Origin of the sequence: Alkalihalophilus marmarensis DSM 21297 (assembly GCF_000474275.2) — a bacterium.
Taxonomy (GTDB): Bacteria; Bacillota; Bacilli; order Bacillales; family Bacillaceae_D; genus Alkalihalophilus; species Alkalihalophilus marmarensis.
The window spans coordinates 15,809-29,325 of sequence record NZ_ATAE01000018.1 but is presented as its reverse complement, the minus strand read 5'-3'; the positions used below and the strand labels follow the sequence as shown (position 1 = coordinate 29,325).

Annotated in this window: 17 protein-coding genes; 14 read left to right on the top strand and 3 right to left on the bottom strand. The window is 38.0% G+C overall.

Annotated elements, in window-relative coordinates; translation table 11 throughout:
- Positions 1-19: 19 nt before the first annotated feature.
- From A33I_RS06525 to A33I_RS06515, 3 genes are read left to right on the top strand one after another with little or no spacing between them, the layout of a single operon-like run.
- On the top strand, positions 20-511 hold the full coding sequence (locus tag A33I_RS06525) for a DinB family protein (protein ID WP_022627684.1): 492 nt from the start codon (positions 20-22) through the stop codon (positions 509-511).
- Positions 508-936, top strand: a complete 429-nt coding sequence (locus A33I_RS06520; protein WP_022627683.1) for a GNAT family N-acetyltransferase — start codon at positions 508-510, stop codon at positions 934-936. Before A33I_RS06525 ends, A33I_RS06520 begins: the two co-directional genes overlap by 4 nt.
- A 39-nt stretch (positions 937-975) precedes the next feature.
- On the top strand, positions 976-1,434 hold the full coding sequence (locus A33I_RS06515) for an ASCH domain-containing protein (RefSeq protein WP_022627682.1): 459 nt from the start codon (positions 976-978) through the stop codon (positions 1,432-1,434).
- 6 nt (positions 1,435-1,440) lie between these two features.
- On the opposite strand, the gene A33I_RS06510 is transcribed toward A33I_RS06515, so the two are convergent.
- On the bottom strand, positions 1,441-1,767 hold the full coding sequence (locus A33I_RS06510) for a hypothetical protein (RefSeq protein WP_022627681.1): 327 nt from the start codon (positions 1,765-1,767) through the stop codon (positions 1,441-1,443).
- 519 nt (positions 1,768-2,286) lie between these two features.
- Between A33I_RS06510 and A33I_RS06505 the strand changes: the two genes are divergently transcribed.
- Positions 2,287-4,110, top strand: coding sequence for a serine hydrolase domain-containing protein (locus tag A33I_RS06505; protein WP_022627680.1), 1,824 nt, complete (start codon positions 2,287-2,289; stop codon positions 4,108-4,110).
- 186 nt (positions 4,111-4,296) lie between these two features.
- Positions 4,297-5,337, top strand: coding sequence for a zinc-binding dehydrogenase (locus A33I_RS06500; protein WP_022627679.1), 1,041 nt, complete (start codon positions 4,297-4,299; stop codon positions 5,335-5,337).
- Between the two features lie 59 nt (positions 5,338-5,396).
- Here A33I_RS06500 and A33I_RS06495 read toward each other — a convergent pair whose 3' ends face one another.
- Together A33I_RS06495 and A33I_RS06490 are read right to left on the bottom strand one after the other, a co-directional pair.
- Complete coding sequence (locus tag A33I_RS06495) at positions 5,397-6,311, bottom strand: sigma factor regulator N-terminal domain-containing protein (RefSeq protein ID WP_022627678.1); 915 nt, start codon at positions 6,309-6,311, stop codon at positions 5,397-5,399.
- Positions 6,311-6,802: an RNA polymerase sigma factor gene (locus tag A33I_RS06490; protein WP_022627677.1), complete on the bottom strand. Its 492-nt coding sequence runs from the start codon at positions 6,800-6,802 to the stop codon at positions 6,311-6,313. Before A33I_RS06490 ends, A33I_RS06495 begins: the two co-directional genes overlap by 1 nt.
- A gap of 195 nt (positions 6,803-6,997) precedes the next feature.
- Here A33I_RS06490 and A33I_RS06485 point away from each other — a divergent pair, with 195 nt between their 5' ends.
- From A33I_RS06485 to A33I_RS06440, 9 genes are all read left to right on the top strand, one after another.
- Positions 6,998-7,834, top strand: a complete 837-nt coding sequence (locus tag A33I_RS06485; protein WP_022627676.1) for a hypothetical protein — start codon at positions 6,998-7,000, stop codon at positions 7,832-7,834.
- A 940-nt stretch (positions 7,835-8,774) separates the two neighbouring features.
- Positions 8,775-9,242 (top strand): hypothetical protein, encoded by a 468-nt coding sequence (locus A33I_RS06475; protein WP_022627674.1) that lies wholly within the window; start codon positions 8,775-8,777, stop codon positions 9,240-9,242.
- Between the two features lie 55 nt (positions 9,243-9,297).
- On the top strand, positions 9,298-9,549 hold the full coding sequence (locus tag A33I_RS06470) for a hypothetical protein (RefSeq protein WP_022627673.1): 252 nt from the start codon (positions 9,298-9,300) through the stop codon (positions 9,547-9,549).
- A 361-nt stretch (positions 9,550-9,910) separates the two neighbouring features.
- Positions 9,911-11,272 carry an MATE family efflux transporter gene (locus tag A33I_RS06465; RefSeq protein WP_022627672.1) on the top strand — a complete coding sequence of 454 codons (1,362 nt, stop codon included), beginning with the start codon at positions 9,911-9,913 and terminating at the stop codon, positions 11,270-11,272.
- Positions 11,273-11,493: 221 nt separating this feature from the next.
- Positions 11,494-11,673 carry a dynein light chain family protein gene (locus A33I_RS06460; RefSeq protein ID WP_022627671.1) on the top strand — a complete coding sequence of 60 codons (180 nt, stop codon included), beginning with the start codon at positions 11,494-11,496 and terminating at the stop codon, positions 11,671-11,673.
- 158 nt (positions 11,674-11,831) lie between these two features.
- On the top strand, positions 11,832-12,161 hold the full coding sequence (locus tag A33I_RS06455) for a hypothetical protein (RefSeq protein WP_152976448.1): 330 nt from the start codon (positions 11,832-11,834) through the stop codon (positions 12,159-12,161).
- A 76-nt stretch (positions 12,162-12,237) separates the two neighbouring features.
- Entirely contained in the window at positions 12,238-12,519 is a 282-nt protein-coding gene (locus tag A33I_RS06450; protein ID WP_031311478.1) for a hypothetical protein, read from the top strand.
- Positions 12,520-12,576: 57 nt separating this feature from the next.
- Positions 12,577-12,843, top strand: a complete 267-nt coding sequence (locus tag A33I_RS06445; RefSeq protein ID WP_022627668.1) for a hypothetical protein — start codon at positions 12,577-12,579, stop codon at positions 12,841-12,843.
- Positions 12,844-12,935: 92 nt separating this feature from the next.
- A complete protein-coding gene (locus tag A33I_RS06440) occupies positions 12,936-13,496 on the top strand; it encodes a hypothetical protein (protein ID WP_152976447.1) in 561 nt (186 codons plus the stop codon).
- Positions 13,497-13,517: the final 21 nt, after the last annotated feature.

Genomic DNA, 13,517 nt, shown 5'->3' with positions numbered 1-13,517 from the left:
AATGTGAGGTGAACTAGCTTTGCATGATGATAAAGCTTATGTGTTAATTCAATATGTACATTCAATAGAGTTTGTCCAATCATTAGAACATGTAACTGACCAAGAGTGGCGTACAGCAATAAGTATTGGAAAATGGACTGTCGCAGAAATAGTTGGCCACCTCATTCCTTGGGATCAATTTGTGATCGACAAACGACTACCTTACCTCTTAACTAACAAGCCACTGCCAATCGGACCAGATGCCCATGCACTAAATGAGCAATCAGCAAGTTTAAGCAGGAGACTTAGTAAACAAACGATGATCAGCCAATTTATTTCTACTAGGAATCATTTGCATAACAAAGTACAGGATATTGCCAATGAATATTGGAAGACGTCCATCATTATAGGAACATCAACTCTCACTCTTAATGATTATTTAATAAGGCTGACACAACATGACTTACATCATTTTGCACAAATCAGATCTGCTCTAAGCAAGTGTAAGTTAGAAATGGAGGATCTTTCATGATTCGAAAAGCGAACGCAAAAGACATTCCTAGCTTAGCAAGTTTAATGGGTGAGTTGGGATATCCGACAACTAGTGAAGAGATGGAAACACGCTTTACTAAAATTCAAGCTAACCCTGACTACAATACCCAAGTTGCTGAAATGAATGGTGAGGTCATAGGCATGATTGGCATGATTTTGGGAACTCATTATGAAAGAAATGATCATTACATACGTATAGTCGCTTTCGTCGTTGCATCAAACTACAGGAATAGTGGCATTGGGGCTGCTCTGCTTAAAAAAGCGGAGGAATGGGCCATAGAAAATCAGGTTGTGAAATTAGTATTGAACAGCGGTAATCGTGACGAGCGAGACGGTGCTCATCAATTTTATACAAACAGAGGATTTGAAGGGAAAGCTACGGGTTTTTATAAGATTCTACACTAAGATTTTGACACAAACTAATAAAGAAAGAGTGGATAAAAAATGAATAATACATCTATTACACAACTATGGGAAAGCTTTCGAAAAAGTATTCCGAGTGCCCCTGAAGAATATGCAGCCTGGGCTTTCGGGGATTCAAAAGAAATGGCAGATGAGCTTGCTGTATTAGTCGTTGAGGGAGTGAAAAAAGCGACGGCATCAAACTTCACGCTGTATGAACTTGAAAACGAGGCTTTGCCGCAAGTGGGGCAGCTTAATATTATTCTAAACGGGGATGGAGATGCTGCAGCGATCGTGGAAACAACGTCAGTCGAGGTTATTCCATTTGATGAAGTGACAGAAGAACATGCGTATTTAGAAGGCGAAGGGGACCGGTCGTTAGCTTATTGGCGTGATGTGCATGAGACGTTTTTTAGAAAAGAGTTTGATGCAATAAATAGAGACTTTTCATACAAAATGCCTGTTGTATGCGAACGATTTAAAGTGGTACACACAAAATAAATTGAATTATTTATCTTTCTGTTCAGTTAAGGATGATAACTGCTTTTGCAACTGTTCTATTTGATTCTCTAAATTAGTGAAACGATCGTCTTGTTCTTGTTGAGATTTGATGTTATCGAAATTACTTGAGATCTCTTCATCTATCGCAATCCTAGCTGAATAAACAGCTAAAGCATCACCTATGGTCGTAATAATCCCTGCAATCAAGCCTAGTCTTAGGCTTAAGCTCACATTAAAAGGATTATCTTGTGGTGAAGGACCAGATTGGTTGTTAGATGGGAGCGTATTATTCGTATCATTGTCACCAAATATAGCAGGAATTTGCCTGTTCATGTCACCACCACCTAAATTAGAATCGTTAATTCATCTTATGTGAGTCAGATGCCTAGGTTGCTTGTATACACAAAAAAGCCTTTAGATGATAAGTGAAGAGATGCGCCCAATAATAATGGGCGCAATTAATTCTCAAGTAAATACAATATGGAACTAGACCCGAGCATATAGTATCAATACTGACGCAATAAGTGATGATTAACGCAATTACAATCCCAAGCGTAGCAATTAAGACGGACACCGACGCAATTGCACCGCCAAGCAGCGCAATAATCAGTTCAATAAATACAATTAATACATTCTAACCAATTAAATAAGCTGGACTTTACCTAATCCTTTTATAAAAGGAGATAAACTATGAGAGATAAATTAACTCCACTGCTACTCATCTTAGCAGGCGCAGGTGTTGGACTCATCGGCTATTTACTCTTTCAATATCTCTTCATTCCGAATTTGATGTAACTGAACACAGCAAGTTTCTACCGATCGTTCAATCGACAAAAAGGGGACAAATTCACAGTGAATCATCATACCAATCGATTCTCCAAGGTCTTCATCCTTTATCTATTATCCTTAGTTTTATTCGCATTTGATCCTCCATCCACCTCCTATGCAAATGAAACTGCTGCCACAGAGGACAATATAGAGGAGTATTTAAAAAAACACGATAAAGACATCGCTGGATTAGCCACAATCGTGATAGAAGAAGATAAAGTCATTTACAAAATGAAGGGTTACGCCGATATAGAAAATCAAATCCCCGTTACTGAGGATACAGTATTTGAATGGGGATCTGTGTCTAAAATTCTTATTTGGATCAGTGTCATGCAATTAGTCGAGCAAGAACAACTCGATTTAGAAACAGATATAAAAACGTTCTTACCAGATGATTTCCGCACCATAACCACGTATGAGGAACCAGTCACCCTCCGACATTTAATGAACCATTCAGCGGGATTTGATGACAGCTATACAGATTTAATGATTCATAATCCACCTGAAAAGCACACCTTAAAAGAAGTACTTGAAAATGCAGATATAAAGCAAGTATATCCACCTGGTGAAGTCGTTGCTTATTCTAATTACGGAAGTGGGCTTGCTGCATTTATTGTGGAAGAAGTGAGCGGAATAGACTACCATGAATACGTCCAGCAAAATATTTTCGAACCTCTTCACATGGCAAAAACAGCGATCGATCCCGAATTAGACGATAACGAATGGGTAAAAAAGGCGAGGGGAGAGGTGCAGGGTTATACATATGCCCGTCAGCTTATTGAACCTAATTTTTACTCAATCCCAATGTATCCAGCTGGCAGTGCGATAGGGACAGCTGCAGATTTACAAAAGTTCATACAAGCTTTATTAGCTGAAGATGATACCCCTCTATTTAAAAATAAAGACACACTGAATAAAATGTTTGAACCAACATTATATTATCCAGATACCACTATCCCAAGGATCGCAAATGGCTTAATTTATTTACCATCCAAAAGTCAGCATGTATATGGTCACGGCGGTAATTCTAAAGCCTTTAGCTCCTCTTTTTATGTAGATCGAACAGAGCGTATTGGCGTGATCGTGTTAACCAACATCAATAATGAAAGTACGTTTACAGCAGGAATCCCTGAACTGATTTTTGGTGAATATGCCAATGCTAAATATGAGGGGAATGCTGAGGACTCATCTAAATGGAATGGTGTGTATCAGCCAGCCAGGCTTCCTAGCTCTGGATTCAGCAAGGTGTACGGTTTATTGTTACGGGGAAAAACGACACAAAGTGAATCGAATCATTTAAACATAGGCGGCTTACATTATACCCAGCTAGAGCCGGGCATTTACAAAACAAAGGACAGCCCGAGCTTGTACAGTTTAGATGTGTATTCAGTACATCCCCAACACAAAAACGTGTTATCTAATACGTATTCTGATCTCCTTTACGTGCCTTATTATAAACATTTGTTAGAGTGGGGCGGACTCGTTCTCTGTGCAGCTGCGGTCCTGTTTTCGTTCATCTATGTCATGGTCACTGCTATTAGGAGGGTATGGACTAAACAACCTCTGCATCGATTGCTATTTACTCAAAATCTCTTAAATCTGCTTATATTCACAAATATTCTTTGGATCGCTTACAAGACAGCATCCATGGTCAGCTATGACTTTCTCAAGCCCTTTTTAACTCTGAACCTAATCTATATCGTGATCTCTCTTATTAATAGTGTATTTTTAAGTGTTAGGCTAAAAAGTCAATGTATAAGTAAACGTGAAAAACGATTTTGGATCATGACGATTGTTTTTACAATGATTCTATGTGTAAACATGCTGTACTGGGAGTTTTATTTCTAAGCTCCATAATAAGTGAGCGTTAATGCTGCAATGCCAGGGCAGTACTTTTCACGAAGTGCTGTTTTTTTGACGTTTGAATATGTTGCTAACTTAAATGTTACATATTATTTTCATCTCATTCATTTTGTATATTTAAACGAAAAGTATTACACTCTATACTAATCAAACGAAGAGAGGAGAAAAGATATGAAAGCTGTACAAGTAACAGGATATGGAGATGTAGATAAGTTAGAAATGGTTGAAAGGGCTATTCCTGAACCGAAAGACAATGAAGTGCTCATTAAAGTAAAGGCTTGTGCCATAAATAATACGGAAATCTGGATGAGGGAAGGGGCTTACGGAACTGGCTCTAAATCTGGCTGGCGGCCAGAAGGGGTAGAGTTTCCGCGCATCCCAGGCTCTGATATTACCGGTACCGTCGTTAAGGCCGGCAGCCTTGTAGATCAATCGATGCTCAATAAAAATGTCGTTCTTTTCCCGTTTAAATCAAGTGGAGAAGAAGGATTCGAACATATTTCAGATGATATGTCCTTTATCGGGTCAGAATTTGATGGGGGATATGCAGAATACGTCGTATGGCCGGCTGAGCTCTGCTTTGATATGCCGCTTGCCGATTATATCGAAAGTGCCGTTTTTTCAGTTAGCGGGTTGACGGCTTGGCATATGGTTGAACAAATTCAAGCTCAACCCGGCGAGACTGTGATGGTTACAGGCTCAAATGGCGGTGTTGGATCTCTTAATGTACAAATTGCGGCAAACGTTTTTGGTGCTAAGGTGATTGCAATTGTTGGCGACCTACGTTTGGAATCACAATTAAAGGAACTCGGAGCAACCCATGTATTATCTTATAAATCACCTAATCTGGCTCAAGAAATAATGGAAGTGAATGGTGGACCCATTGATGCGGTGTTAGATGTAGTAGGGGATGCATTGTTCCCAACTTCCCTCGAAGTACTGAAGAAAGGCGGGAAGTTCTGTATATCTGGTTCTGCTGGCGGTCAAAAGACAGACCTTGATTTTCGAACACTGTACTTAAAGCATATTACATTTTACGGCTCGGTTTTGGGCACCAGAGATGAGTTCAAACGCATGCTTCAAGCTATATCTGAAGGGAAAATCAAACCTGTCATTGATTGCACATTCCCTCTAGAACAAGCTAGAGAAGCTCAAACCTATTTTAAAAAAGCAGGAAAGCTAGGGAAGGTTGTCTTGCTTCCTGAAGAATAACCATAAGAATAAAAGCCTAATTCCTCTCTTTAGTGAGCAAGGATTAGGCTCTTTACGTTTTACTTTTCCGGCGTAATATAAGGGACCATCTCTGCAGTCACACCAACAGAGGCACCACGGATGAAATCTTTACCAACTAATGCTGCAAAATTCTCTGTCTGACCCGTCAGCATGACACCCAGCACCTCAACGTCATCCAGTGGTTTTTCCGCGTTTTCACTCAGAAACTCTTGAATCGCATCGTTGTACCCTCTGTCATCATACTCTTTTAGTGTCTCAACAAAATAGGCATAGGAGGCATCATCAGGCGACGAACCAGGAGCAAATCCGTAAACAGGCATCCCAGCCGGACCCATGCTTTCATCTCGAATTTCAGAGGTCATATACAACCAAACGATGTTTAAGTTGTCAGGAATACGTCCTTGAACCTCTGCAAATGTGTAGGGGCGATCAAACGACACAGCAACTTCAGCTACATAGTTTTCCATTTCTGAAACAGCTGCTAATTGATTTTGCACCCCATCATGGTAGTCTTCAATCAATGGATGATAAAAGGTTGCCACTTTTTGCTTTGTTTGCTTATCATACTCGTAAAACCCTGTATCAGAACTGTAAGATCCGGGTATTAGTTCATTAAAATCAATTTCCGTTTGGATCCAGCCATACGAGCTAGTTAGTGTACTCCAAGGAACAACATAGCCATTAATATTCTTTGAGCGATTCGTCACAATATTTCCGCCGAACATCGAGCGGTTGCTTGTCACTCGTGAATCCATTTGCACGTTCGGCTGAGAAATCACATGGTGCATCACTAGTGCATCATGGAGTCTCATCGTACTTTTTGCGGCAAAATAATTTCCCGTTCTATAAAAGACAGGCAGTAAAAGCATGACGACAAGGATAGAAATCATCGTAAATTTTAACATTTGTTTTCGTTTAGCTTTCGTTAATGCTTTTTTTAGTGAATGGTCCATCAGCGTTTTCCCCCGGTCTTTGAGTGAATGAACTTTCTAGCGCGGTACAACTTTTGTTTTACTGTATCTGTCTTCACACCTAACATTTCAGCAATTTCATCATAAGAAAAATCATAATAATACTTCAGCAAGAAAATTTCTTTATATTCTTTTTTGATCTCTTTTAAAAGGTAGAAGATCTCATCCTTATTCAAGATCGCGTCAAATTCACGGTCTGCATGAGCAAGTTTTGTATAAATGTCATCACTCAAATAAATATTTTGCTTCTCCTTTTTACGCATCAAATCAATATGTTCATTCAAAGCCACCCGAAAAAACCAAGGACGCAAGTTGCTTTCTGTTAAATCATCGAGCAGCGTATACACCTTATAAAACGTATTTTGAATAATATCCTCCGCGTCTTCTTTCACAGCACCTCTCACCTGTAACAACCGAAACACTTCCTCTCCCAATTGGATAAGATAGGAGGCAAGCACATCTTCTTTTTTCATTTCTTTATCCTCCCAACACTTATTCAACGAATCAGCATTGCAAAATGTATACAGTAAATCCAATTTTATATGAAAAGTAATCTTTGATGGCGACAAATTTAAAGACCTTGGCATTTTCTTCAATAATAATAATCAATGAATCTCAATAAAGAGATCTATGCTAAAATTAAGAGATAATAAAAATGTACATAAAGAGTGGATATTTCTATTGAAAGGGGAGCAGCATCGCAATGGCCTTCAGAATACGAACAACACATAAAACTATTACAAGAACTCCATTTACGTGTGTCAGAACCGATCAATTGGAAGGAAAAAGCAAGCGAAGCACCGCCATTTTCAATAGGTGAAATGGGGCCACACGAGACGGATGCACGAAGAGATGTCGAACAATATAAGCCGTCCTTTTTTTCGCGGTTACTAAAAAAAGAAGCGAAGGAAATGATTAAGCTTGAGGAAAAGCTGGGACATGCCATCTTAAAGGATAAAGAGAGCTATGCCGATTGGCTTAATAGAGTCAATAAAGCACAAACTCTTGCTGCTGGCGGAGTAGAAGTATACAAGGAATTACTCGATGAAACCGACCTTTTCCAAACAGCAGAAGAATATGGTACCGCAGTAGAGCTTGTGCCGATTGATAGAAATGAAGTAATCTTGACGTTCCTAGTAAACGATGATGTGATTCCTGATGAGACGTTTAGTTTAACGAAGACAGGAAAGCTTTCGAGAAAAGCACAGACGAAAACCAATTACTATCATTTATATCAGCAATTCATTTGTTCTCTTCTTTTAAAAGCAGCGCGAGACTGTCTACATGCATTGCCAGATGTCACGACGGTTCATTGTCATGTAGACGAGAACCGAATTGATCCAGCTGATGGTCATCATAAGGATATAAGATTAATAGAAGTGACATTTACCCGTGCTCAAATAGAGTCTAAACGGTTTGAACATATTGATGCCCAAGCTGCAGTAGCTGGGTATGATCCGGCATGGAAATTCTTAAAAACGAAGGGATTCCAGCCGATCCGTTAAAACAGGTTAATCACATGCATGAATAGTCACTCACGCCTATTGGGTTAACTTAAAAGTTAGGAGAGAATACTGGGAAAGCAACCGGCGCAATTATGGTGAAAGTTAATACAATCCAGCGCTAGACCAACGCATATCCGCTCTCAACTGACGCAATTCAAAGAGAGTGACGCAATTACTCGCTCAACCAACGCAATTAAGCCTAAGAGCCGCGCAATAAACTTTGGAAGCAACGCAATAAGTCGGTGAAAGAATACAATTGCTAATTAATGTAAGCTCCTTCACTTATCAAAATAAATTTCTTTCTTCATAAAGATTTTACTTTAGAGGCTTTTCTTAGATGTAATTATCATAGAACTCTTTTATTTTCTCCTATAAATAAATAATTCGTAAACTAGAATGTTAAAAATAACTACTTCACTCAATATGATAAGACTATTGAATGTAGGTAACTCAAACATAAGTATGAACAGTATAAAAATGAATGTGATTAATACCATCTGCATATAACCTTTTCTACGTTTAGTCATTGCATATCAATCCTTTCTACACTACTAGTAATCCTATTAGTTAAATTAAAAACACAAGAGCTGACCAATTCTGCTCTTGTGTTTTAATGTTTACGATTTAACTTTCTATCTACAAGTGTATAGCCGAAGTAAAAGATTAAACCAATTAATAGTACACGCATAAAAATACCCACCGCATATACCCATGTCCCTTTTTCTATCAAGAATATCTCCCCAACATAATAATGCAGAATCACAATGAACACAAATGAAAGGAAATACAGTAAATATCTCATCTTCTCACCATCATTTTTCCATTCATTATAAACCTAATAAACGTATGAAGAAAAGATTTTTTGGATTTTTATTACAATTCTTGTAGTATAATAGATTGGTAAATAACTAAGATAAGCATCTAAATAAGGGGTGTAACAATGTTTACGTTTTTACTCTTCTATTTACTTATTATCCCTGTTTGTGTATTACTGCATGAAGCAGGGCATGGTTTAGGGGTGATTCTACGATCGAACGCACAAGCTCATGTTTATTTGGGGCCGCTTGCGGACAATCAAGAAAACATAAAAATTGGAAGACTTCACTTTCACATCCGTTGGTCTTATTCTGGATTTTGTACTTGGAGCGAGGAATTAGTTCACTCACAAAAGGTCGCTGCCCTAGCAGGAGGTCCGATCATGTCCTTACTATTAGCTGGGTTAGCATCGATTTTGCTGCCATTTGTTGATGGGGATCTACGTAATTTTGTTGCGGGGATTATCGTCTTTAATGGAATGATGTTTTTGTTTACTGCCATTCCGATGACCTATCCTAAGTGGTTCAGGTCATACAGCGGACGACCGTCAGACGGCCTGCAGCTTCTACGGATATGGAGAGACATGAAGTGAACATCAATATAAAAGGCTGCATAAATGGCTAATATATTAGAAAGAGGCGTATAAAATGAGCGAAACAAAAGGTTATCTATTAGGCTCTTTATTCATCCTATCAGGCACACTGTTGCTTGGATTAATGCATCTAGCCATTGCTTTATACTTACCCCACCTTACGAGTTGGAGTAGTCCGCCTGGAAAGTTTGTTACCATGATGAATGATATGATGGGGTGGTTTCCATATCTCTTAGGTCTCATTCTACTCGTAGCAGGTGTCATGTTAGTATGTAGAACCTATTTTTTACATAAGCGTACTAACTAATAGAAAGGGTATAAATCTATAGCTCTTCAGCACTCTGTTCAGATTTATATGGAATTTAAGACACAAGCGGCTTTACCTTTATCTTTATAGGGGAAGCCTTTTTTAGAGCTATAGAGACCTTCAAAAGTAATTACCTTTCCATCTAAGAAAGATTTCCCGCATTTTACCTCAAATTACCCGTACCAAGTCTCTATCTATCAAAAACCTTTGCTATATCAGCATTATTACGATACTATATAAATCGTAATAATTACTATTTTCAAGAGCTGAGTTTAAATCTTGCGAGATATATAAGAACTCAAGTGAACTCATTTATACTATTGGATGGGTTTACTTTTTTTGTGAAAGAAAGGTGAATGGAATGCAAACGAAACGTAATTCCTTAGAAGATTATACAGTAAAGTCCGTAAGTCAGCGTCAATATTTACTATTGGCGATCCCTTTAATTATCTCAGGGATTTCTACTCCTATCTTGGGTGCAGTAGACACAGCGGTAATAGGTCGTATGCCTGATGCGGCTGCAATTGGTGGTGTAGCGATTGGCGCAGTAATTTTCAATACAATGTACTGGCTTTTAGGTTTTTTACGTGTAAGTACAAGTGGCTTTACCGCACAAGCAAGCGGGGCCAATAATTATCAGGAGATGATGTTATCTTTTATACGCCCAATGATTCTAGCACTTCTTTTTGGGTTCTTCTTTATCACTTTTCAACAGCCAATCATTAAAATCACTATATCTATTCTTGGAGGAAGCGAAACGGTCTCTGCCTTTGCAGAGAACTATTTCTCAATACGTATTTGGGGAGCACCCTTTGCGCTAGCAAACTATGTAATTATCGGCTGGCTGATTGGGATGGGGAGAGTACGCCTTTCATTAATTACACAACTATTTATGAATCTGCTAAATATCATCTTGGATTTAGTGTTTGTTTTAGGCCTAAATATGGGCGTTCAGGGCGTAGCCTCCGCCACCCTCATAGCAGAGGTTAGTGCAGTATTATTTGGTATTGGTCTCATCCTTTATACAAAAGATATAACCTTTTCTTCTATATCCTATTCAAAGATTATGGACGTGCATCCATTACTTAAGATGGCAAAGGTAAACAGGGATTTATTTTTACGTACGATTTGTTTGCTGATTATGACTGGAATCTTTACAGCTATGGGTGCGAGCATGGGCGAGGTTACATTGGCTGCTAACGCAATTCTTTTGCAAATCCATTATTTAATGGCCTATCTATTTGGTGGATTTGCTAATGCCTCAAGTATTCTAGTTGGTCGAGCAATCGGTGAAAATAATAAGGAAGTCTACAAACGGGCATATAAGTTATCAGCCCAATGGGGCATAAGTTCGGCAGTTATAATGGCTTTAGTTATGTGGCTGTTAGGTCCAGAAATTCTATCCTTATTTACAACTATTCCAGAGGTAAGAGCTACAGCCCATACCTTTCTTATATGGATGGTTTTATTTCCGATTGTAGGATTTTGGGGATTGCAGCTTGAAGGAATATTTTCTGGGGCTACAGAAGCCAAGTCGATTAGAAATTCTATTTTTTATGCCCTCATTGTCTTTTTACTGGTAATCTGGTTATTAGTTCCCGTCTTTTTAAACCATGGTATTTGGTTTGCTTTTATTATATTTAGTCTCTCTAGATCTATCTTTCTATCATTATTTATTCCGAAATTAAATAGAATGCTGTTTCATTCGCCACATAAACTCTAAGCAGTCCTATTGTTACGCCATGGGATTAGATTCGCGCTTCTTTATAAGGAGCGCTTTTTTATTACAAGGGCGATTAAGCATTCATTATAGAATGTTTTTTGTTTGGATAGACAAAGATTATAATTACATAAAAGGGGATTAATGTTAAAGTGATCAAGTAGAGTATAAGCTGGAAGGTCTAGTATTTAGGAAAGTATTTTCACATGAATGGAGAGATAGGTATGTCAGAAGAGATTAATAAAGAAATATTAAAAGAGCTTCAGAAATTAAATGAGAAAGTTGATCGATTAGAAAATCCTACATACGTGCCCCCGATGAAATTTATCCTAAACTGCATCTTAATTTTTTTTACCGTTTTAGCAGCAACAACTTTATTGTACCTTATTCCTATGTTTTTTTAGGGGAGATTAAATCAAGGAACTTGAGAAATTTTAGAATAGGTGTTTAATTTTATATAACCAGAGTTGTCGTATAGAGATATCAAGTGTTCTTTTAAATTGATTATACAAAGAAGGGGAAAGGTGGATCTTCAATCTACTATTTTCATATGATTTTATCAATGACAATTATCATCTTAGTTATCACATTTCTTAACAAAAAAGGGATTTCAGTAGGGGGATATAAGAAGAATTATCACTTGAAATTCTTTATAGGAATAGTGCTTTTAGGAGTGTCCTTACTAATTAGCGATTTATTTATTGAATACGAGTATTTATTTAAAGATACTGTTGAACCTACGATTGGGATCGTTTCAATCTATATAATTATGGCAGTTATTAATAGAAACGGTCTTTTAGACAATCTAAAGATTAATGATTTTGTTGGCGGGCTATTATTAGCTGGGGGATTTGTATTTATATTCTCTTTAATCGTTTTTAAAGCAGTGTAATTTGGAATCCTCTAAAAAGTGAAGTACATACAGAAGTACATACATATGATGAAAAGGGGAGAGAGGGTAACGTAGAGTGAAAGTATATATCATGCATGATCGCAAGAAGGAGCAGGACTGGGTAACAATAATTGGAGACTATGAACATTTCCGCATATTTTATTTAGCTCAGCAAAATAACATGTGGCTGATTACTCAACATACAAATGTATCCTATAAAAATACGTTTGCAGCTATTGATCTGATTAATGATTCAATCCTTCTACTTGCAGACCACGATGCCCAAGGTTTTTCGGTTTTGACAAATCACCCATCCTACCAACAAAAAGAACAAATACGCGCAATGATTCAAGATTGATGATCGCTAAGGGACATTTCAGCTTAGAATATGTGGATTAAAAGGAAGTGGCGTTAAATGAAATTAGTCATACAAGCATGTATAGCTTCCCTCATTATTCATGTCGTTTACTTTATGGGCACGCTCGGAATGGGGTACCTCCAAACAAAGGTATATGAGCCGAATCTAGAGAGCCAATGGGAGAACGTACATTACCTTCAAAGTGAAGTTGGTTTTGGAGTTGTTGTTATCCCACCCTTTTTATACGCGTTTACCTTTTTGGGAATGGCGATTATCTCTGGAGTCATTATTTTCTTCTTTAAGAGGTCTGCAACGAAAGAATAGCTTTTATTAATTTCCTATTAAACAATAGTTCTAACACATGAGTTTTAGTTATAATTAACACGGAACACTACATAGAGTAAGGGGAATTCAGATTGGAATTTAAAACAGTCAGGACATTCTTTATAGGTGGTCTTTGCTTGTTACTTGCTGCTTGTTCTTCTGCCACGCAGCCACTGATGACACAGGAAGAGTTAGTGAATCTTATTTATGAAGAAACTGGTGAGAAGATGTATCTCCCCGAATTTGAAGCGCTCGATGTATCTTATGTATACGTCCAATATGATGAAGCCGATCATGTGAAAAGCATTGATGTTCAGTATGCAGAAGGACGAACAAGTGAGATCATCGATTATTTTCAAAACCCAAGCAATACAGCAGCGTGGGAAGAACAACATCATGCAAAAAAATTGTATGGCCCCTATGAGGGAGAAGTAGCTTTTATGCTTTCTTATAGCAAGGAGGGAGTGACCTCTACGGAAGCTGATAAAGTGGTTGAGCTTGAAGAGGTAGAAGTGGCTATTCAAGAAGATATGTCGTTTACAATTCATAGCATTTCTTTAAGTGGAGAATATCGTTTAGTGTATAACAATGATTATGTGACGGAGGAAGAAGCTTTAGAGCATACTCGCTCATATTTGATGAATGTGGAGTAAGATAGAGAGCTTTCAAATGGG